This window comes from Serratia sp. JSRIV004 (genome assembly GCF_019968705.1).
Lineage (GTDB): Bacteria > Pseudomonadota > Gammaproteobacteria > Enterobacterales > Enterobacteriaceae > Chania > Chania fonticola_B.
Window position 1 is genome coordinate 1,151,797 of sequence record NZ_CP074140.1, and the last position, 19,875, is coordinate 1,171,671.

At 47.5% G+C, this 19,875-nt stretch carries 14 protein-coding genes and 5 pseudogenes; 9 read left to right on the forward strand and 10 right to left on the reverse strand.

Annotated elements, in window-relative coordinates; translation table 11 throughout:
* The first annotated feature begins 77 nt into the window (after positions 1 to 77).
* Positions 78 to 749 carry a 7-carboxy-7-deazaguanine synthase QueE gene (gene queE, locus KGP21_RS05390; protein ID WP_021179399.1) on the forward strand — a complete coding sequence of 224 codons (672 nt, stop codon included), beginning with the start codon at positions 78 to 80 and terminating at the stop codon, positions 747 to 749.
* 210 nt (positions 750 to 959) lie between these two features.
* Here queE and queD read toward each other — a convergent pair whose 3' ends face one another.
* Complete coding sequence (queD, locus tag KGP21_RS05395; RefSeq protein ID WP_021179400.1) at positions 960 to 1,319, reverse strand: 6-carboxytetrahydropterin synthase QueD; 360 nt, start codon at positions 1,317 to 1,319, stop codon at positions 960 to 962.
* A 419-nt stretch (positions 1,320 to 1,738) separates the two neighbouring features.
* Here queD and cysJ point away from each other — a divergent pair, with 419 nt between their 5' ends.
* The 3 genes from cysJ to cysH all read left to right on the forward strand — a co-directional run bounded on the left by cysJ (position 1,739) and on the right by cysH (position 6,153).
* The gene (gene cysJ, locus KGP21_RS05400; protein WP_094982120.1) at positions 1,739 to 3,541 is read left to right on the forward strand and encodes an NADPH-dependent assimilatory sulfite reductase flavoprotein subunit; all 1,803 of its coding nucleotides are present in this window, start codon (positions 1,739 to 1,741) and stop codon (positions 3,539 to 3,541) included.
* On the forward strand, positions 3,541 to 5,256 hold the full coding sequence (gene cysI / locus KGP21_RS05405; protein ID WP_059199791.1) for an assimilatory sulfite reductase (NADPH) hemoprotein subunit: 1,716 nt from the start codon (positions 3,541 to 3,543) through the stop codon (positions 5,254 to 5,256). Before cysJ ends, cysI begins: the two co-directional genes overlap by 1 nt.
* A 162-nt stretch (positions 5,257 to 5,418) precedes the next feature.
* A complete protein-coding gene (gene cysH, locus KGP21_RS05410) occupies positions 5,419 to 6,153 on the forward strand; it encodes a phosphoadenosine phosphosulfate reductase (RefSeq protein WP_223537441.1) in 735 nt (244 codons plus the stop codon).
* Positions 6,154 to 6,204: 51 nt separating this feature from the next.
* Here cysH and KGP21_RS05415 read toward each other — a convergent pair whose 3' ends face one another.
* From KGP21_RS05415 to KGP21_RS05430, 4 genes are all read right to left on the reverse strand, one after another.
* Entirely contained in the window at positions 6,205 to 6,531 is a 327-nt protein-coding gene (locus KGP21_RS05415) for a type II toxin-antitoxin system RelE/ParE family toxin (protein WP_223537443.1), read from the reverse strand.
* Positions 6,532 to 6,544: 13 nt separating this feature from the next.
* Positions 6,545 to 6,820, reverse strand: a complete 276-nt coding sequence (locus KGP21_RS05420) for a hypothetical protein (RefSeq protein ID WP_024485708.1) — start codon at positions 6,818 to 6,820, stop codon at positions 6,545 to 6,547.
* 83 nt (positions 6,821 to 6,903) lie between these two features.
* Positions 6,904 to 7,986 (reverse strand): aminopeptidase, encoded by a 1,083-nt coding sequence (locus KGP21_RS05425; protein WP_223537445.1) that lies wholly within the window; start codon positions 7,984 to 7,986, stop codon positions 6,904 to 6,906.
* A gap of 284 nt (positions 7,987 to 8,270) precedes the next feature.
* Positions 8,271 to 8,576 carry a LysR family transcriptional regulator gene (locus KGP21_RS05430; RefSeq protein WP_223537447.1) on the reverse strand — a complete coding sequence of 102 codons (306 nt, stop codon included), beginning with the start codon at positions 8,574 to 8,576 and terminating at the stop codon, positions 8,271 to 8,273.
* A gap of 348 nt (positions 8,577 to 8,924) precedes the next feature.
* Here KGP21_RS05430 and KGP21_RS05435 point away from each other — a divergent pair.
* Positions 8,925 to 9,154, forward strand: a pseudogene (locus KGP21_RS05435) (IS1 family transposase); the annotation flags it as partial.
* Between the two features lie 622 nt (positions 9,155 to 9,776).
* Here KGP21_RS05435 and KGP21_RS05440 read toward each other — a convergent pair.
* The 5 genes and pseudogenes from KGP21_RS05440 to KGP21_RS05465 form a co-directional block, all read right to left on the reverse strand.
* Positions 9,777 to 10,770, reverse strand: a pseudogene (locus tag KGP21_RS05440) (IS630 family transposase).
* A 174-nt stretch (positions 10,771 to 10,944) separates the two neighbouring features.
* A pseudogene (locus KGP21_RS05445) lies at positions 10,945 to 11,052 on the reverse strand (IS3 family transposase); the annotation flags it as partial.
* 267 nt (positions 11,053 to 11,319) lie between these two features.
* A complete protein-coding gene (locus KGP21_RS05450; protein WP_223537448.1) occupies positions 11,320 to 11,898 on the reverse strand; it encodes a LuxR C-terminal-related transcriptional regulator in 579 nt (192 codons plus the stop codon).
* A 611-nt stretch (positions 11,899 to 12,509) separates the two neighbouring features.
* Positions 12,510 to 12,734: pseudogene (locus tag KGP21_RS05460) on the reverse strand (autotransporter outer membrane beta-barrel domain-containing protein); the annotation flags it as partial.
* A gap of 784 nt (positions 12,735 to 13,518) precedes the next feature.
* Complete coding sequence (locus KGP21_RS05465) at positions 13,519 to 14,427, reverse strand: IS5 family transposase (RefSeq protein WP_223537449.1); 909 nt, start codon at positions 14,425 to 14,427, stop codon at positions 13,519 to 13,521.
* Between the two features lie 684 nt (positions 14,428 to 15,111).
* On the opposite strand from KGP21_RS05465, the gene fimA reads away from it, so the two are divergent.
* From fimA to KGP21_RS05485, 4 genes and pseudogenes are all read left to right on the forward strand, one after another.
* Positions 15,112 to 15,672 (forward strand): type 1 fimbrial major subunit FimA, encoded by a 561-nt coding sequence (gene fimA / locus KGP21_RS05470; protein WP_223537450.1) that lies wholly within the window; start codon positions 15,112 to 15,114, stop codon positions 15,670 to 15,672.
* 178 nt (positions 15,673 to 15,850) lie between these two features.
* Positions 15,851 to 16,390: a fimbrial protein gene (locus KGP21_RS05475; protein WP_223537452.1), complete on the forward strand. Its 540-nt coding sequence runs from the start codon at positions 15,851 to 15,853 to the stop codon at positions 16,388 to 16,390.
* A 116-nt stretch (positions 16,391 to 16,506) separates the two neighbouring features.
* Entirely contained in the window at positions 16,507 to 17,163 is a 657-nt protein-coding gene (locus KGP21_RS05480) for a fimbria/pilus periplasmic chaperone (RefSeq protein WP_223538504.1), read from the forward strand.
* A gap of 172 nt (positions 17,164 to 17,335) precedes the next feature.
* Positions 17,336 to 19,867, forward strand: a pseudogene (locus KGP21_RS05485) (fimbrial biogenesis usher protein); the annotation flags it as partial.
* Positions 19,868 to 19,875 lie beyond the last annotated feature (8 nt).

Sequence of the window (19,875 nt, forward strand, 5' to 3'; positions counted from 1 at the left end):
TAATACACTTTTCCAGGTTTGGTCGCCCGGTCGGGATCTGCGATAATGCGTCTTTACCTAGACAGATTGAGAAAGCGATGCAGTACCCGATTAATGAGATGTTCCAGACTTTGCAGGGCGAAGGCTATTTCACCGGCGTTCCGGCCATTTTTATTCGCCTACAGGGTTGCCCGGTGGGATGCAGCTGGTGCGATACCAAACACACCTGGGAAAAGGACGCCGATCGGGAAGTGGATATGCAACGCATCCTGGTGAAAACTGCCGAGAGTGATGCCTGGGGAAGCGCCAGTGCGGAACAATTGCTGGAGGTGGTCGAACAGCAGGGCTATACCGCGCGCCATATCGTGATCACCGGCGGTGAGCCGTGCATCTATGATCTGATCCCGTTGACCAAACTGTTTGAGAATGCGGGCTACGGCTGCCAAATTGAAACCAGTGGCACCCATGAAGTCCTCTGTTCCCCCAATACCTGGGTCACCGTTTCACCCAAAGTGAATATGCGCGGTGGTTTGAAGGTAGTAGAGCAGGCGCTGATGCGGGCCGATGAGATCAAGCATCCGGTCGGGCGTGAACGTGATATTGAGGCGTTGGATGAGCTGCTGGCAACGTTGCACGACGAAAAACACCGTATTATCGCTTTGCAGCCGATCAGCCAGAAAGAAGAGGCGACGCGGTTGTGTATTGAGACCTGCATTGCCCGCAACTGGCGGCTTTCGATGCAGACGCATAAGTATTTGAATATTGCTTAAGACCTACCCCTCACCCCAACCCTCTCCCACAGGGAGAGGGAGCTGCCCGGAGCCTTTGGTGGGATCGTGCTGCTTCAGAAAAGGGGAGTAAGAACAAGAAAGGAAAGTAAAACGCTGAGCAATCAACGAACTCGATCGGTTCCCTCTCCTTGGGGTTAGGGTGAGGGAGATTGCACCGGAGCCAATCGCCTCACCCTGAGCCTTGCCCTGTTAACCTTTATATACGCAGCCTGCGGTACAGGTCTCTTTGACCATCACTGCCGACAATTCAGGCAGCTGCGGTTTCAACTGCTGCCAGATCCAGGCGGCGAGCACTTCGCTGGTCGGGTTCTCCAAGCCAGGAATATCGTTCAGATTATAATGATCCAGGCGCTGCCAAATCGGCTTGAAAGCGGCCTTCAGCTCGGCAAAATCCATCACCCAACCGGTATGGGCGTCTACTTCCCCGGTCACTTCAATACGCACCATAAACGAATGCCCGTGCAGGCGGCCACATTTATGGCCCTCCGGCACGTTTGGCAGATGGTGTGCGGCTTCAAACTGAAAATCTTTAAATAGCGTGGTTGCCATTATTACGGCCTCATTGACTCAAAAACCGCCGAATACTAACGGAAAGCGGCCCTGGTTACTATCTTTTGGGCTGCTTCAGGGGAGATCCAGGGGCGCAGCATGTAGCGCTGCTGGCATTTTTTATTTGGGCGGGATTGAGCCGATAGGGGGACGTTATCCACCTCAAATGCGAGTCATTCAAACTTTGAGAAATTAACTCATTAAATAACAATGAATTAAAAATAAACATCTAACGATTTAGCCACTATCCCTTACCAGGAAAACTGCTTAGTCGTTTTGGTTATTAATTATTGCTATCCCTTATTTAATCGTTGCAATGACGCTCGGTAACCTTACAAACTCTCCTGGTCTTTTCAGGACATTACACAACAACAATTACAGCGACTGACACTGGCTAAGCATAGGATATCCGTACCGCGATGACGACTCAGGTTCCTCCAACATCTTTGCTCCCGCTGACCCCCGAACAGCTTTCGAGTTTGCAGGCCGTCATTGGCGGGTACTCCCCAACGCAGCTGGCGTGGCTCTCTGGTTATTTCTGGGGCAGGGTTAATCAGCAGCCGGGAAGCGTGGCTTCAGCACCGGTTGCTGCGGCCCCTGCGGCCAGCATCACCCTGATTTCTGCTTCCCAGACCGGTAACGCACGCCGTCTGGCCGAACAGCTACGCGACGATCTGCTGGCGGCGAAGCTGAGCGTCACCCTGGTGAATGCCGGTGACTACAAGTTCAAGCAAATCGCCCAGGAGCGTCTGCTGGTGGTGGTCGCCTCCACTCAAGGGGAAGGGGAGCCAGCGGAAGAAGCGGTGGCGCTGCACAAATTCCTGCATTCGAAAAAAGCCCCCAAACTCAATGAAACCGCCTTTGCGGTGTTTGGCCTGGGGGATAGCTCTTATGAGAATTTCTGCCAGTCCGGCAAAGACTTTGATAGCAAGCTGGCCGAGCTGGGGGCCGAGCGCCTGGTGGAGCGCATCGATGCGGATGTGGATTATCAGGAACTGGCTATCGCCTGGCGCAAGCAGGTGGTGGAAGTCCTGAAGGCCCGAGCACCAGCGGAAAACAGTGCTCCGGCAGCATTGGCCAGCGGTGCGGTCGATCAGTTGGACAGCAGCCCCTACAGCAAAGAACAACCACTGACCGCGCAACTGGCGGCCAAGCAAAAGATCACTGGCCGCGCTTCCGATAAAGATGTGCGCCATATAGAGATCGATTTAGGCGATTCCGGCCTGCGCTATCAGCCGGGCGATGCCTTGGGCGTATGGTTTGACAACGATCCGGCGCTGGTGGAGGAGCTGGTTCAACTGCTGTGGCTGAAAGGCGACGAACCGGTCGAAGTTGAGGGGCAAACCCTGTCGCTGCGTGAAGCTTTGCGTAGCCACTTTGAACTGACGCAGAACACTACGCCGATCGTGGAAAAATATGCCGGGCTGTCGCGAGACGAAAAGCTGATTGGCCTGCTGGCTGACAAGCCTAAACTGCAACACTACGCCCATAACACCCCGATTGTGGACATGGTACGCCAGGCTCCGGCCGACCTGAACGCAGAGCAGTTACTCAGCCTGCTGCGCCCGCTGACGCCGCGCCTGTACTCCATCGCCTCCTCTCAGGCAGAGAATGAAAACGAAGTGCACATCACCGTTGGTGTGGTGCGTTACGACATTGATGGCCGCAGCCGTGCCGGTGGGGCTTCCAGCTTCCTGGCCGATCGTCTGGAAGAGGAAGGCGAACTGCGGGTGTTTATCGAACATAACGACAACTTCCGTTTGCCCGCCAACCCGGAAACGCCGGTGATCATGATCGGTCCAGGTACCGGCATTGCCCCGTTCCGCGCCTTTATGCAGCAACGTGAAGCGGAAGGTGCCGGGGGCAAGAACTGGCTGTTCTTCGGCAATCCGCACTTTACCGAAGACTTCCTGTACCAGGTTGAATGGCAGCGCTATGTAAAAGAGGGTCTGCTAACCCGCATCGATCTTGCTTGGTCACGGGATCAACAGCATAAGGTTTACGTGCAGGACAAGCTGCGTGAGCAGGGCGCGGAAATCTGGAACTGGATCCAGCAGGGCGCGCACATCTATGTCTGTGGCGATGCCAACCGCATGGCGAAAGACGTTGAAAACACATTGTTAGCACTGGTGGCCGAGCACGGTGGTATGGATACTGAGCTGGCAGACGAATTCTTAAGCGAGCTGCGCCTTGAGCGCCGTTATCAGCGAGACGTTTACTAATGAGTGATAAACATCCTGGACCTCTGGTGGTTGAAGGCAAACTGACCGATGCTGAGCGTCTGAAGAAAGAGAGTAACTTCCTGCGCGGAACCATTGCCGAAGATTTACAAGACGGTCTGACCGGCGGCTTTACCGGCGATAACTTCTTGCTGATCCGTTTCCACGGCATGTACCAACAGGACGATCGCGATATTCGCGCCGAACGTGCCGAACAAAAACTCGAGCCGCGCCACGCCATGATGCTGCGCTGCCGCTTGCCAGGCGGGATTATTTCCCCGCAACAGTGGCTGGGGATCGACAAATTTGCCGCGGAAAGCACGCTGTACGGCAGCATCCGTATCACCAACCGGCAGACGTTCCAGTTCCATGGCATCGTCAAAGGTAACGTGAAACCGGTGCACCAGTTGCTGAACCGCCTGGGGCTGGATGCGCTGGCGACGGCTAACGACGTGAACCGTAACGTACTCTGCACCTCGAATCCGGTGGAGTCGGAACTGCATCAGGAAGCGTACGAATGGGCGAAGAAAATCTCCGAGCACCTGCTGCCGCGTACCCGTGCCTATGCCGAAGTGTGGCTGGATAAAGAAAAAGTCGCGACCACGGACGAAGAGCCGATCCTGGGGGCCACTTACCTGCCGCGCAAGTTTAAAACCACGGTGGTGATCCCGCCGCAGAACGATGTGGATCTGCACGCCAACGACATGAACTTTGTGGCGATTGCCGAACACGGCAAGCTGGTGGGCTTTAACCTGCTGGTGGGCGGCGGCCTGTCTATCGAGCATGGCAACAAGAAAACCTATGCGCGTACGGCGAGTGAGTTTGGCTATATTCCGCTGGAACACACGCTGGCCGTTGCTGAAGCGGTAGTGACCACCCAGCGTGACTGGGGCAACCGCACCGATCGTAAGAACGCCAAAACCAAATATACGCTGGAGCGGGTGGGGGTTGATACCTTCCGCGCCGAGGTAGAAAAGCGGGCTGGCATCACCTTTGCGCCGGTGCGTCCGTACGAATTTACCGGCCGTGGCGATCGCATCGGCTGGGTCAAAGGGGTTGATAATCACTGGCACCTGACGCTGTTTATTGAAAACGGTCGCCTGCTGGATTATCCAGGCCGTCCGTTGAAAACCGGCGTGGCCGAGATCGCCAAGATCCATCAGGGTGATTTCCGTCTGACAGCCAACCAAAACCTGATCGTGGCTGGCGTACCGGAAAGCGAAAAGGCGAAGATCGAAGCCCTGGCACGCGAGCATGGCCTGATCGACGATGGCATCAGCGAGCAGCGCAAGAATTCGATGGCCTGCGTGTCCTACCCAACCTGCCCACTGGCGATGGCAGAGGCCGAGCGCTTCTTACCGGAGTTTGTGACCAAGGTGGAAGGCATCATGCATCGGCATGGCGTGGGGGATGAGCACGTAGTGCTGCGTATCACCGGCTGCCCGAACGGCTGTGGCCGAGCGCTGCTGGCGGAGATTGGCCTGGTGGGTAAAGCGATTGGCCGTTACAACCTGCATTTGGGCGGTAACCGTGAAGGGACGCGTATTCCGCGCATGTATCGGGAAAATATTAACGAAGACGAAATCCTGCAAACCATCGACCAACTGGTAGGGCGTTGGGCAACAGAGCGCACCGCTGGCGAAGGTTTTGGCGATTTCACCGTGCGTACCGGGATTATCCGGCCGGTGGTGGATCCCGCGCAGGATTTCTGGGAATAACTTGCACGGCTGCATTTATTACGCTGCAGCCAGTCTTCCTTACCCCGGTCCTTTTGGTCGATGTATAGAGTGATATGCCGACGAGGGCACATTTCGGTCCCCTCTCCCTGTGGGAGAGGGTTAGGGTGAGGGGCCACATCAACACTTTCAGGAGATCGCATCATGGCTGAATTGGATCTGGCGGCGCTGAACGCGTTACCGAAGTCCGGGCAGGCGCTGGCACTGGCGGTCGTCAACGGCCAGTTGGAACAGCTTTCGGCACAGGAGAGGGTTGCCTGGGCGTTGGAACATCTGCCGGGGGAGTTTGTGCTTTCCTCCAGCTTTGGTATTCAGGCGGCGGTGTGCCTGCATCTGGTCACGCGCATCAAGCCGGATATCCCGGTGATCCTGACCGATACCGGCTACCTGTTCCCGGAAACCTACCAGTTTATCGACCAACTGGCCGATAAACTGAACCTGAACCTGCAGGTATTCCGCGCCGAGCATTCACCGGCCTGGCAAGAGGCGCGCTACGGCAAGCTGTGGGAGCAGGGCGTTGAGGGTATTGAGCGGTACAACCAAATCAACAAAGTTGAGCCGATGAACCGCGCGCTGGAAACGCTAGGTGCGCAAACCTGGTTTGCCGGCCTGCGCCGTGAGCAATCGGGCAGCCGTGCCAATCTGCCGGTGCTGGCGGTGCAGCGTGGGGTATTCAAGATCCTGCCGATCATCGACTGGGATAACCGCCAGATTTACCAATATCTCACCGAACATGGGCTGAGCTACCACCCGCTGTGGGATCAGGGTTACCTGTCGGTGGGCGATACCCACACCACCCGTAAATGGGAGGAGGGCATGAGCGAGGAGGAAACCCGCTTCTTCGGCCTGAAGCGCGAGTGTGGTCTGCACGAAGGTTGATGAGCGCATAGTTAACGAACCGGGTTCTGCGAGGGCCCGACTAATTAAGTTCTAGCTCAATAACATGTGACGTCTGAGTGCGCGGGTCAAATCTTGGCGGGTATGCAAAAACAGCAAGATGTCGACGGTATGACCGGTGATTTCATACAGCGTCCGGTATTCGTGTTTATCCAGACGTTCTCGTAGTCCTAAGCCATAATCAGCCAAAGTGGCGTTAAAACGATAGCGCTTGGGATCTTCTCGCAACATGGCAGTAGCTTCCAAGAGCAATTGGTCTACAAAGTGCCCTGCATCCACTGAACCAATAGTGGCTGTTTTGAACGACTCTATATCGGCAAGGCACTGAAATGCGGTTTCGGTCAGACGCACTTCATACATGGTTGGTTACTCCTTAACCTCTTGCAGCCCTTAGCCTTTTTAATGCTTCATCAGGAGTCAGGACTTTCCCTTCGGCGACTTCTTGCTTGGATTTCAGCACCAGTTTTAGCAGTGCATGGGTTTGCTGCTCCTGTTCCCAGGCAGCCAATTCCTCTTGTCGTTCCAAGGCCGTTTGGACGAATAATTCTGCGGTTCCATTTTTAGTCACCCAAACACCTCCTTTGAAACTATCAGGTGAACCGAGACTCTCTCGTGTCGCTTGTTGCGATAAGGTTTTGTGCGTACTCATTAGTTTTTTCTCGAATACGGGTTTCTCTCAGTATACTTAACCGAGATGTCGAGTACAAAATTTGTACTCGATTTTACGTCCAATTATTTCTTCTTTTTCTTTTTCGGCTCAGGGACAGGATGCGCCTGCACCCATTCTTTTACCAACGGTAACAGGATCCGCACGCTGTCGCGGCTGCGCTTGTCGATTCGCCCTGGCAGGTGGGTTTCCAGATATTGCAGATTGTCGTATTGCGGACGATGCCAGGTAATCCCCTGTGGGAAACTTGGGCTGGTGGCGCGTTGTTGATAGCCGTCCTTATCCCCCAGCGACCAGTTTGTGGCTTCTACCGCCATCACCGGAATTTTGGCGTTATCGAAGACGATCTGATCGGAACAGCAACCGGTGCCGGTTGGAAAACCTTTGCTGCCTGGGTTGATGGCTGCCTCAATACCATAACGGTGGGCGATGCTCAGCGCACGATCGCGGGATCTGGCCACCACTTCCGGCTCGGTGTTACGCCCGGAGTGGAAATAGAGGCGATCGCCGGTGATCAGGCTATCGAGATTAATCACCAGTAGCGTGTTTTTGCGTTCCTCCAGCGTCATACGGCCAAGGTAGTTTTTAGCGCCTACTGACTTCAGCTCTTCGCCACTCATGGCCACAAAGCGCAGGGTATAGGTGGTGGGGATGTTTTTCAGCCTGTTGGCCAACTCCAGCATCACGCCCACGCCGGAGGCATTGTCATCGACCCCCTGCAGCGTCAGGCCACCGAGGTTATTGTCCACCTCATCGTCGCTCAGCGGGGTATAGGTATCGAAGTGCGCCATGATGATGACCTGCTGGGGCCGCTCACCCTTTTTGGTCGCAATCACCGAGGTGACGCTGATCTTGCGCCAGTTTTCACTGGTGTCTTTATTGGTGTAGAGATAACGGGCGTCAAAGGTACGGGTATCAGCCGGGTAGCCCATCTCGGTAAACTGCTGTTTCAGGTAGTCTGCGGCCAGTAATTCTGCCGGGCTGCCGGCCATGCGGCCGGGGAAGTAGGTAGCGATATGGCGGATCTGGTTGGCGGCGAACTGGCCCACTGGGGCTTCTTTTACGGGTTTGGTAGCGGCCGAAACGCTTACAGCACTGCCGAGAGCGACTAACAACAGCCCTGCCCTCAGACACAAGCGGGAAAACATACCGAAAAATCCTTCTCTGACAGCAGTGATGCCGATTATTTTTGCGGTAGTTAGTATGGGACGCCAGCGCCGATAAGACAATTTCTTCGCGTCCTATTTTTGTCTTGCCTAAAAGATAGGCTATACAACTTCTATCGACCGCTTGCCCTTATTACAACAGAACCTGTAATCTTCATGATGGACGCTCCCAGTTATTAAATGGTCGTTTTTGATACACTTCCATTTTGGCATATTGATACCGTTTAAGTTGGGGCGTCCATTCCATTAGAAACCTTATTCTTCACTCATGGCGTCTCATCTTTTATTACCTCATACAACCCGGTTAAACAATGCTTGAATTTTTCACATAAGACTATGGCGTATTCAGTAGGTAGCAGACACCTTCCCTCGCGAGTAAAAAGAGGTGTTTTTATAACATCCCGAAGATGCTTCAGATGAATACTAATATTGGGCAGAGAATACCCAAGAACTAGCGATGCCCCAAGTAGCGATTTTGTCTCAACAACGAAAACAAAAACAATAATTGCCTTTAGGTTTATCTGCGTAAGCGTTGACATCACACTTATATCAATTGCTTTATTTTTGGTCATTTTTCCGCTCCAACCATACATTAAAATTAGATTACTTCCGCGGCAAATGATATCCCTGTGCCCGATGCGGGTGCTTTTTGTTTAGTGTTCGAACATATCTGCTGGGGTCTTCACTGCCGTCAGTCGTCTGGCTTTGCTTTCATTCAACAGTGTGTTTTGATACATCATCCGGTAATCTAACCGGACAGTTGATAATTGCTACGTCGACTGCTTGCTTGAGTCCATACATACCGATACCTGCATCTTCGAAACAGCGGCAATGCAAAAGGAGTACGTATTTTGTTCACTGTTCTGATGGCCATAATCCACCGCCTATTTTTAGTAAATCATTTTCCTGCTGAAGCTCTCCCCTCTAACATCGGTATGCTAACCACAAATGAATGGGACAGCTATGTCACAGAGGTACCGCAAGAGACACATCTGACCGGCAAGATCTTTACTCAGCGTATTGAGCGCAACAATCTGAGACTGAGAACCCGAATCAAGCGTCTGGCTCGCAGAACCATCTGCTTCTCTCGTTCTGTTGAGCCTCACGAAAAGCCATAGGCGCTTTTATCGAAAAACACATGTTCTACTAATAGGATACATCACCAGATTTACTCGTGCCAATATAACAAAGAAGTCCATAACAGTTCAATTTACAAGTAACATTTTAATTCAGTATAATTATTTAAGGTTGTTTGGTGGTCCCGATCAGGTTAACACAGGCCGGATTAGCATCATAAATAAAATGTTCTAGCTTGATATCCATCAGGATTTTGTTTTATCAACGCCTAAGTATCTGTTAAAAAAACTCGAAACAGCCTAATGAAATACATTATCAACAATCAACTGTTTTGAAAAAATAAATTCTTTTAAAGAATAATGTTCATTAATAAATGCATGATGATGATTATGATTGATAGATGCATAAAATGATCTAAATCAATAATAAACCTGATTGGTCGATATAATTCCTAAAATTGATTATCACAACTTTATTTTTTGTAAAATTTAAATTGTTAATATCTATCGCCATAATAATTGTGATTTTTGTGATATTGTTCACATTTTGATTGGGTGTTTAATGTGCTGAAACGGCATCAAACGTAATACTCTAGTTCAATGAAAGTGCCGATGATCCTGCCGGAGTTATCGGGTCGCACAATGGAACTTCCCCTCTGCGCGATTCTGGATTCTCAATAGGTCTGCTTAATAGTGCTACACTTTTGCGGTTCCATGTTGGCCCCGGGAAGGAGGATGCCACCGTTATAAACTGCTTTACCTTCCGCAGCAGTTGCCACATCGAACGACATTTATGATTGCGTATCACGGTTTCGTGCAGAGCAAGCCAGAGGTGTTCAACATCATTGACCCAGGGGGGAATAAACAGGTTGGTAAAGCAGGATAAATTTGGGGTTGTTTTTAGCCATTCCAGCGTCTTCTAGTTTTTATGAGTAATGTAGTTATCCATTATCAATGTGATGCTTTCTGCCCGTCTGTATGTTCGCCTGAGAAGTTTCTTATTTACTCCACTAACATAATGTACTTTCCCTGTGCCTGCATGGAGCACGCCTGCAAGGTAGTGTTTCTCGTTTTTACCTAGGGTCGAACACGTTTTTGTTGACGTATCAGTTGCCAATCAGCATCAATTTTCGGATATCAAGTCGATATCGACTTCATCTTCATAGTACACGGGATGAACCGAACTGTTTCTCTCCAAATTTTCTGTTATTGCTGACATTTTCTCGTCTTTTTGGGGGCTCTGATATGAAGTGTCGGAGCCGCTCTTCGCCAGACCAGATTTGCCAAGGATAGCCACTTTCTCATCGTGGTCGAATGACTAGCGGTGTTAAAAATCCTATTAGTTTCAATGGTAAACAACACACTGCGCCAGCGAGAACGCAGATAACCATACTCTTGAGGCGAATGCTGTACAAACAATGGGAGTGTGCAAAGGATGCTTTCTTTTTCAAGCCACCGCAGGGGGCGGCCAGGGGGTAAACTTTTTAGTCCTTCACAACCATATAGCGTGAACCAGTTTATCCAGCGGCCAATAGAAGAACGGGCGGTACAAAGCACCTTTGCGGCATGGGTAACAGGGTCTCCGTGGTGGAGCATAAGCGTCGCCATAAGCCGACGGACCATGTGTTTGCTGGATAGTTTTTTGCGTGGTTTTGCGTTCATCAGTCGATATGGATGCTATGATCGGCATAACTCAGTCCGACGGGGTTGCTTGTTCTCATCGACGATTGATCAGAACGCTCAAACCGGATTGAGTTCCCTCTAGTGATCTACTAACAGCGCTGAAGAAAAAAGAGGTCACTGTCCTCCTGGCTTATGTATGTCTGATAGATCTTATCTTCGATACCATAGACAGTTACTGTCCTCACGGTGAGGCCTTTTCGAAGGCCTCCGGACTGGCGTCACCGAGATGACTGCCAGTCCGGGTACGGTTATAGAACACTTCAATATAATTGAAAATATCCGCCCGGGCCTTATTTACTTTCTGACTTAAAATCAACAAGGATGACGACTTTAAACAGCTACATATTTGGTTTTACGAATACTGATTATTGATGATATGAACGGCCAACTGGCCTGTTGAGGAGCCTGTAAAACGGAAAGGCTCATCTGAAGGCGTATATTTTCTAGCGGTATATTAGTCGCTGAACTCATCTAGGCGCGGGCAATTAAGTTCATTCAGACGCCGGATAGATTCAATCCTGTTAACGATATATTCAAAATCAGGTTGCAAAAACGGCTATGACCATAGATTCCTGCTTCTGAGATGAGCCCCAGTTGAATTTAATATTTGTTCCTTGATCGGCCATAGCTCAAATATATTTCTACCTCCAAGTTTATGAAATGCTCTCTTCCTGTGACCATAAACGGTTTTTATTGAAATACCTAGATGCTTACTCATGAAGTTAGGGCTTTTTCCTTGAAGAACGTATTGTAATATGGTAACCTCTCTTTTCGTTAGTTTTTCCATTACACTATTAGGTTGGTTTTCATCGTCTTTTGAGTGAATTTCCATTAAAATATTGTCAACGATGTCACGAACGGTAAGGGAAACCTTATTAAAATTATTACTGTGGTTTTTATTTGTGGGAATGAAAACCATTTTTCCATTAAAAAAACCAGTTGCGGCCAACAAGAGGGTATTAGCATTGTAATTATCTAAGAAAAATAAAAAAACCTCTTTCTCTTTTTGTGTGGTCCTATGTATTGTATTTATGTCCTTGGAGGACACTTTTAATATATTATTGTCCTCATCATCTAACTGGTGATGTATACCAAGAAAAAAATAGCTGTTATCAGTAATTACATTAATTTTCATTTTTTAACCTCCTTATTTGTTGGTGCTGTTACGTGGCTATTTTTACACTGGCGTTAAAAATAGTGCCAAGGTTACTTTTTACTAGGAATTAGTAAGCCTAATATAATCGCTTGTGCCGTATTGGCGTAGGAATGTCAGCCAAATAGGTATTTCTTTTTTTAGTTTTATCTATGCGCCACCGCAGACCGATAATGCGCTTTTGTCGGCGAAAAACCCTATCCAGCGGTGAACTTTAGTGTGATCAGTAATAATGCTACGTTCTGCCATCACCTCTTCCTGATTACATAAAATCAGGAGGTAAGCCAGATACTAGCAGACACACTGCGCGATAACATTGATGGGGTAATATAAGCGCCTGAAGGATTTTCGGTTCAGAGGTATCCGTTACGGGTTCTATGTTGATCCGGTGCAAGTAATTCAACAGTAGTACGCTTAACGGCTGCAATAAACCAGGGCACCGATATCGACTCTTAGCCGTCGAATAAATAAACTACTAAACAATAAACGAATAGCCAAAAAAGGCCGCATAGACAAAAAGTAACCAGCCAAACCTTCCCCCTAAAGCTCATAGTTCTCCCAGATGTAAGCTCTGATAACCATCCTAGCCCGACTCCCTGTTGATGGTCGTAACGATTGCTTTGCGTGTCAGGCTGGCCACTGCGGTCTTTTAAGCCATTATGCCCACTCACTTGACGCAGCCACGAACTCGTCACCTTTTGCTCTCCCGTTAACAACATATAAGTATACTGTGTTTCCCTTAGGCGGGCGTGCAACCGCTTAATAAACATTGTGTTAGCTGCAACCAGGTTTGCGGTATAGCTGACTAACTCTGGACGCACTGTCTGTGTACCAGACTTCTTTATCAGTACCTTGTCAGGTAATGCAAAAAGAGGATGCTCACTGTTCTGATGAGGATAATCAATCGCCTACTTTCAGTAACTCATTCCCCATCATTTTCCTACCTGACATGCGTTGAAGTTCTTTAAGTTACCTCTCCACAACGTCCAGCTCTGAAACAGGTACAACCTATTCTTAAAACTAAAACCATAGACCAGCCTGTTCTCACTTTAAGATTTGCTAGTGACAATATATACAATGAAGTTTATGACGGTTCAATTTATAACTAACATTTTAACTCAGTGTAATTATTTAAGGTTGTTTGATGGTCTTGATTAGGGTAATGCAGGCTAGATCAGTATCTGAAGTCAAATGCTATCATTTGATATTCATCGGGATTTTATTTTATAAAAACCTGGTTATCTGTCGGATAGCGGTCAGTATAGTCTAATGAGATGCATTATTAATAATTAACTGTTCTGGGAAATAAATTATTTAAAAGAATGATATTTATTAATTAAATATAATGATTATTATGGGTAATTGATGAATTAAATGATCTAAATCAAAAATTAACCTATTTAGTTGATGTGATTTCTGGAATTGATTATCACGACTTAATTTTTTATAAATTTTAAGTTATTAATTTTTGGTGCTATGATAATTGTGGTATTTTTGATGTGAATCACATTTTCATTATGAGATTCTTCCATCAGTATCGGGATATTTTAGCCGGAATTGGATTTTGTTGAATAAATAGCTTTTAGGGCTTTGTTGAATAAATCAGATTTGGACAAAAGCGAGCGTCATCTTGTTCAATGCACGGATCATCACCATAGCCTCACCGACCTGCGCATCATAGTCACGCAGCATAAGGTACCCGCCGAACAGTTGTTTGACTCGGTACATCGCCGTTTCGGCCACCGACTGCCGGTTGTAAGCCGTGTTCCATTTCCAGTAGGCGTTACTCCCGGTAAGCCGCTGCCTCGCTACCACCTGATTTCTGTCCGCGTATTCTGTTGGCCAGTAACCTGCACGGGCTCGCGGCGGGATCAGTACCTTGATTTTCTTACGTCTTAGCTCGTCATGGCACCGCTTTGTGTCATAAGCCCCGTCAGCTGAATCCACCTGGATTTTCCGGTGGGTCTGGCGGATAAGACCCGAGAATGCCTCTGCATCGGTCACGTTGTTCAGGGACTGGTCAGCACAGATAACCTCGTGGGTTTCGGCATCCACGGCGAGGTGCAGTTTTCGCCAAACGCGGCGCTTTTCCTGGCCGTGATTTTTCACCTTCCACTCGCCTTCACCGAAAACTTTCAATCCGGTGGAATCGATAATGAGATGCGCAATCTCGCCGCGTGTGGTGTTTTTAAAAGGGATGCAGACGAACTTGGCTCGTCTGCTGACGCAGGAATAATCCGGGCAACGAAGTGGGAGCTTCATTAACGTAAAAATGAAATCCATGAAGCCCTGAGCGGCACGTAGCGTAAGTCGAAAGACACGTTTGAGCATCATTACGGTGGCAATAGCTAATGCAGAATAACGTTGTGGTCGCCCTCGTGAAGACGTTTTGGGACCTTCGTACCAGGCCTGGATGACAGACTCATCAAGCCAGAATGTCAGTGAACCCCGATTGACGAGCGCCTTGTTGTAGGTGTTCCAGTTGGTGATTTTAAACTTTTTCTTTGCCATTGGATACCGCCAGAGGGGACAGGAATGTGGTGATCTGAACCTGATTGCGCCCAAAAGATCGATTTATTCAACAAAGCCACCCATTTATCGAAAAACACATGGTCTACTTATTGGACGCATCATCCCCGAGGGCGACTTAATGCGACAGAACCCAAAAACCTGATCTTTATCACATATTCTTTAGATATTACGTTGATGTTATCTAATGATTTGGGATTTTTAAACAAAGAAATCACTATAAACAATCCTAAGAATTATATCACCAAACTCAATTGGTTTTTGACTTGGATCATTTTATTCCTCAATTGGTTATAAAAAATATCATAATTTATTAATGTTTGTTTTTTTATTTATTATTTTAATTTATGAATAAATTCATCAGTAATAATCTTTTTCCTGATTGCACCTATCGGGTACTTGACTAGGCATAAAGATAGAAATTTTGTGATAAATCAACAAAATAACTTTTATGCCTGATGGCCTTGATTCCTATCGGCCTTCACTGACTTAAATATTATTTTCACATAAACTTAAATAACTATGTTGTATTGAGCTGCTCAAATTTAAGTTGAGCTGTAAGAGGTTGTTTGTATATTCTTCTTCCGGAAGTTGAATGCTGTTTCTGCGAACAGTCCTTTAACCCCTGATTACGGGGTTCAATAAAAAATAATGAGGGTTTTTATAATGATTAAAAAAGTAAAAACATTGTCAATAATGACTTTGGCAGCACTGTCTTTTAGCGCTGCTGTAGCGCATGCGGCAACGACAGCGACTATTGTAAATGGTGGCACCGTGCATTTCAAAGGAGAAGTGGTCAATGCAGCTTGTGCAGTAGATACAAATTCTTCTGATTCAACCGTTTTAATGGGGCAAGTACGTTCTGCCAAGCTTGCCACTCAGGGAGCCACAAGTACGGCTGTTGGTTTTAATATACAACTGAATGATTGTGATACCAGTGTTTCAACTCATGCTTCAGCTGCATTTTTTGGTCCTACCGTAAACAGCACCAATACGACTGTACTGGCATTACAGAATTCAGCAGCCGGTAGTGCCACTAATGTTGGTATACAAATCCTGGATCAGACAGGTACCCCACTGGTAATGAATGGTACAACCTTCAGTGCACAAAGCACATTAAGTAATGGTACTAACATTCTCCCCTTCCAAGCCCGTTACTTTGCAACAGGTGCTGCCACCCCAGGTATTGCTAACGCAGATGCTACCTTCAAGGTGCAATATCAATAACAATCAGATTGTTGCAAGGATAACTTCTTGACTGAGACCGCGCCTTAATTTGTATCCAGCCTATTCAGGGATTGTTTACTTATTCAGCGTATTTATTATCAGTAATTGTTACAGGGATGATTTATCTGGCCAGGAAGGCTAGGCGCTGGTCTTCAGTAACAAAACCGGAGAGATGCTGATGCAGCGGAGGAAAGCATTGTTGTTCATGATGTTATTTTCGTCAGCGGCTATGGCGGGTAATCGCTGGAATGTTACTTTACCTGGAGGAAGCATGCATTTTCAGGGAAACGTCATTGCAGAAGCCTGCCGAGTTGAGGCAGGGGATCAGGAGATGACGGTCAGGATGGGGCAGCTTAGTAGCAACAAGGTTTCTGGTGTTGGCAGTGATGCTTATCCGGTGCCTTTTACTATTCATTTACAGGACTGCAATACCAATGTAAGCCAACGTATCGGTGTAGCATTCTATGGTGTTGCAGATGACAAAAATCCAGAAGTGCTTTCTGTTGAGAGCACTTCAAATAGCGCAACAGGTGTGGGGATTGGGCTATTTGACGAACAGAACCAACTCATTCGATTGAATAGCCCTCCATTGACTTATAAATCACTAAAGTCTGGAGCTATGGATCTGCATTTTGTTGCGAAATACCGTGCTACAAGCCGTGAAGTAACTGGCGGTGTTGCCAATGCGCAAGCATGGTTTTCATTGACCTATGATTGATCCGCATATTTTTAATAAACGTAATCTCATGCTTTTATTAAATTTACATAGAGATGAAATAAAAAGGTGAAAATGTGATTAAAAGAGCGGGTTTAATTGAAAAACTGTTTTTTGGAATGTTGTTCCTGGGAATGACATCCGCATTCAGTGTGCAGGCCAGTGTCGCACTTGGCACCACGCGAGTTATTTACCCATCCGACCAAAAACAAGTGCAGTTGACTGTAAATAATAATGATAAAAAAAGCACCTATCTGATCCAGTCGTGGGTTGAAAATATGAATGGACAGAAAGACGGACTCTTTGTTATCACGCCACCACTTTTTGCCATGCAGGGAAAAAAAGAGAATACGTTGCGTATTATTGATGCGACTAATGGGCGATTACCAAAGGATCGAGAAAGCCTTTTTTGGATTAGTGTGAAAGCAATCCCATCAATGGAAAAGCAAAAGCAGAATGCCAATGTATTGCAAATAGCTATTATTAGCAAAATTAAACTCCTTTATCGGCCGATAAACTTGCCTCTTTCTCCTGAGCAGGCTCAAGATAAACTACAGTTCAAACGGCTGGATAATAAGCTTGTATTATCTAACCCAACGCCGTATTTTTTAACCGTTACTGATTTGCGTATTGGTACTAAGGAACTGGAAAATGCACTCGTTCCTCCAATGGGGGCAACATCGGTACCCTTACCTTCTGGTAGCAGTGGAAATATAACGTATCGTACGATTAATGATTATGGCGCGTTGACACCTCAAATACAAAGCAAGATGTAATAATCTCAAGCAGGATCTTGCCTACATGGTCTCATCGTTATTGATAGCCGGCGAGTTACTTCAGACCGGAGGGGATATGCTATATTTGAAATGCAGAGTACGAAAAAATAGATCCCGGCATATCTGTCGCTATCATTTATCATTCGCATTTTTTGCACTGATGATGGAGATATGCAGTTTTTCAGCTCAGGCTGAGTTATACTTTAATCCCCGTTTTCTATCGGATGACCCATCTAGCGTAGCTGATTTATCCGGATTTGAAAAAGGTCAAGAAGTACCAGAGGGCACATATAGGGTTGATGTTTATATAAATAATGGCTTTTGGTCTACTCGAGATATCACTTTTCATGCCGGTGAAGACGGTCAGCAGTTATCCCCGTGTTTGACCCGTGGCCAACTTGCCGCTATGGGCGTGAATACGTTGTCAGTACCTGGTATGGGCGCTTTAGCGGCTAGAACCTGTGTACCATTGTCAAGACTGATCAAAGATGCCACCACCCAATTTGATGTCGGGCAGCAACGATTATATTTAACTGTACCTCAGGTATATATGGATAATCGCGCCAGAGGCTATATCCCACCGGATCAGTGGGATAATGGAATTACCGCGGGCTTATTGAATTATAATTTAACCGGTAATAATGTGCACACGCGTAACGGAGGAAGGACAAATTACGCTTACTTATCTTTGAATTCGGGGGTTAATCTAGGGGCGTGGCGCCTACGTGATATCTCAAACTGGAGTTACAATAGTGGAAACAGTAGTGTAAATAGTGCTGAAAATAAAAACAAATGGCAGCATGTGAATACATGGCTGGAGCGAGATATTGTGCCTTTCCGCTCCCGGTTGACGGTGGGGGACAGCTATACCCGTGGTGATGTTTTCGATGGGCTTAATTTTCGAGGTGTGCAAATAGCTTCTGATGACAACATGCTACCGGATAGTCAGAAAGGGTTTGCTCCAACAATTCATGGTATTGCCCGAGGCACCGCACAGGTATCGATAAAACAGAATGGATATGATATCTACCAGACTACTGTTCCACCAGGACCTTTTACGATTAATGATCTTTATGCTGCCGGTAATAGCGGCGATCTTAAGGTAACAATTACTGAGGCAGATGGCAGCTCACAAGTATTCACTGTACCTTATGCCTCCGTTCCTGGACTACTGCGTGAGGGACAGACCCGGTACACTTTAACTGCTGGTGAATACCGCAGTGGAAATAAGCAGCAGTCTAAACCCAAGTTTGCTCAGGGCGTCATAATGAAAGGATTTCCTGAAGGCTGGACCTTGTATGCAGGAACCCAGCTCGCCGACCGGTACCGCGCAATTAATGTTGGGATCAGTAAAAATATGGGTATTTTGGGGGCTTTGTCATTTGATATTACTGATGCGAAAGCGACGTTACCTGACGGCAGTGAACATCAGGGGCAGTCATTACGATTTTTATATAACAAATCGTTAAATGAGCTGGGTACTAATATTCAATTGGTTGGTTATCGATACTCCACGCAAGGATACTTTAATTTGTCAGACACTGCATACTCAAGAATGAGTGGTTACAGTGTAATAACGCAGGATGGGGCCATACAGGTTAAACCAAAATATACCGACTATTATAACCTCGCATATAATAAACGAGGGAGGGTTCAGGTTAGCCTAACGCAACAATTGGCTAATCAGATGACTCTGTATCTTAGTGGCAGTCATCAGACTTATTGGGGAACCAATAAGGCCGACGAACAATTACAAGCGGGGCTGAGTGCTGCCACTGGTGATATTAATTGGACGGTCAGTTATAGCCTTGCAAAAAATGCTTGGCAAAATGGTCGTGACCAGATGTTGGCATTTAATATAAATATTCCATTTAGTCACTGGATGCGCTCAGATAGTACATCAGCATGGCGACATGCCAGCGCCAGTTATAGCATGTCAAATGATCTTAACGGACGCACGACTAATCTAGCCGGGATATATGGCACACTGCTAGAAGATAATAACCTGAGTTACAGCATGCAAACGGGCTATGCTGTTGGGAGTCATAATGGAAATGGTAGTTCTGGCTATGCAGCGTTGAACTACCGTGGCACCAATGGCAATGCGAATATAGGTTACAGTCGAAATGATGGATTTAGTCAGCTCTATTATGGAATGAGTGGCGGTATTTTGGCTCATGAAAATGGCTTGACGCTGAGTCAACCGATGAATGATACGGTTGTTTTGGTGAAAGCGCCTGGTGCCGGTAATGTAAAAGTGGAAAACCAGACCGGGATTCGTACTGACTGGCGAGGTTATGCCGTGCTGCCTTACTCGATGGATTATAGAGAGAACCGCGTGGCGTTAGACACAAATACATTGGCAGACAATGTGGATTTGGATGATGCAGTGGTCAGCGTGGTGCCGACACATGGTGCGGTGGTTCGGGCAGATTTTCGACCACGCATAGGGTTGAAGATATTAATGACATTACTCTTTGACGACAAGCCCGTACCATTTGGTGCGGTTGTATCGACGCCAGAGGGGCAGGGAGGAAGCATAGTGGCGGATAATGGGCAGGTTTATCTGACAGGGCTTCCGTTAAGCGGCCAGGTTATAGCGAAATGGGGCAAGAGTGCAGACACCCAGTGTGTGGCAACTTATGCATTACCACCTGAACGCCGGAAACAGGCACTGAATGAAGTGACTGCGACATGCAGGTAAGGAGCGGA

What these genes read in the sequence shown, in the direction of transcription:
- queE (WP_021179399.1), top strand. Translation starts at nt 78, where the DNA reads ATGCAGTACCCGATTAATGAGATGTTCCAGACTTTGCAGGGCGAAGGC.
- queD (WP_021179400.1), bottom strand. Translation starts at nt 1,319, where the DNA reads ATGGCAACCACGCTATTTAAAGATTTTCAGTTTGAAGCCGCACACCAT.
- cysJ (WP_094982120.1), top strand. Translation starts at nt 1,739, where the DNA reads ATGACGACTCAGGTTCCTCCAACATCTTTGCTCCCGCTGACCCCCGAA.
- cysI (WP_059199791.1), top strand. Translation starts at nt 3,541, where the DNA reads ATGAGTGATAAACATCCTGGACCTCTGGTGGTTGAAGGCAAACTGACC.
- cysH (WP_223537441.1), top strand. Translation starts at nt 5,419, where the DNA reads ATGGCTGAATTGGATCTGGCGGCGCTGAACGCGTTACCGAAGTCCGGG.
- KGP21_RS05415 (WP_223537443.1), bottom strand. Translation starts at nt 6,531, where the DNA reads ATGTATGAAGTGCGTCTGACCGAAACCGCATTTCAGTGCCTTGCCGAT.
- KGP21_RS05420 (WP_024485708.1), bottom strand. Translation starts at nt 6,820, where the DNA reads ATGAGTACGCACAAAACCTTATCGCAACAAGCGACACGAGAGAGTCTC.
- KGP21_RS05425 (WP_223537445.1), bottom strand. Translation starts at nt 7,986, where the DNA reads ATGTTTTCCCGCTTGTGTCTGAGGGCAGGGCTGTTGTTAGTCGCTCTC.
- KGP21_RS05430 (WP_223537447.1), bottom strand. Translation starts at nt 8,576, where the DNA reads ATGACCAAAAATAAAGCAATTGATATAAGTGTGATGTCAACGCTTACG.
- KGP21_RS05450 (WP_223537448.1), bottom strand. Translation starts at nt 11,898, where the DNA reads ATGAAAATTAATGTAATTACTGATAACAGCTATTTTTTTCTTGGTATA.
- KGP21_RS05465 (WP_223537449.1), bottom strand. Translation starts at nt 14,427, where the DNA reads ATGGCAAAGAAAAAGTTTAAAATCACCAACTGGAACACCTACAACAAG.
- fimA (WP_223537450.1), top strand. Translation starts at nt 15,112, where the DNA reads ATGATTAAAAAAGTAAAAACATTGTCAATAATGACTTTGGCAGCACTG.
- KGP21_RS05475 (WP_223537452.1), top strand. Translation starts at nt 15,851, where the DNA reads ATGCAGCGGAGGAAAGCATTGTTGTTCATGATGTTATTTTCGTCAGCG.
- KGP21_RS05480 (WP_223538504.1), top strand. Translation starts at nt 16,507, where the DNA reads ATGTTGTTCCTGGGAATGACATCCGCATTCAGTGTGCAGGCCAGTGTC.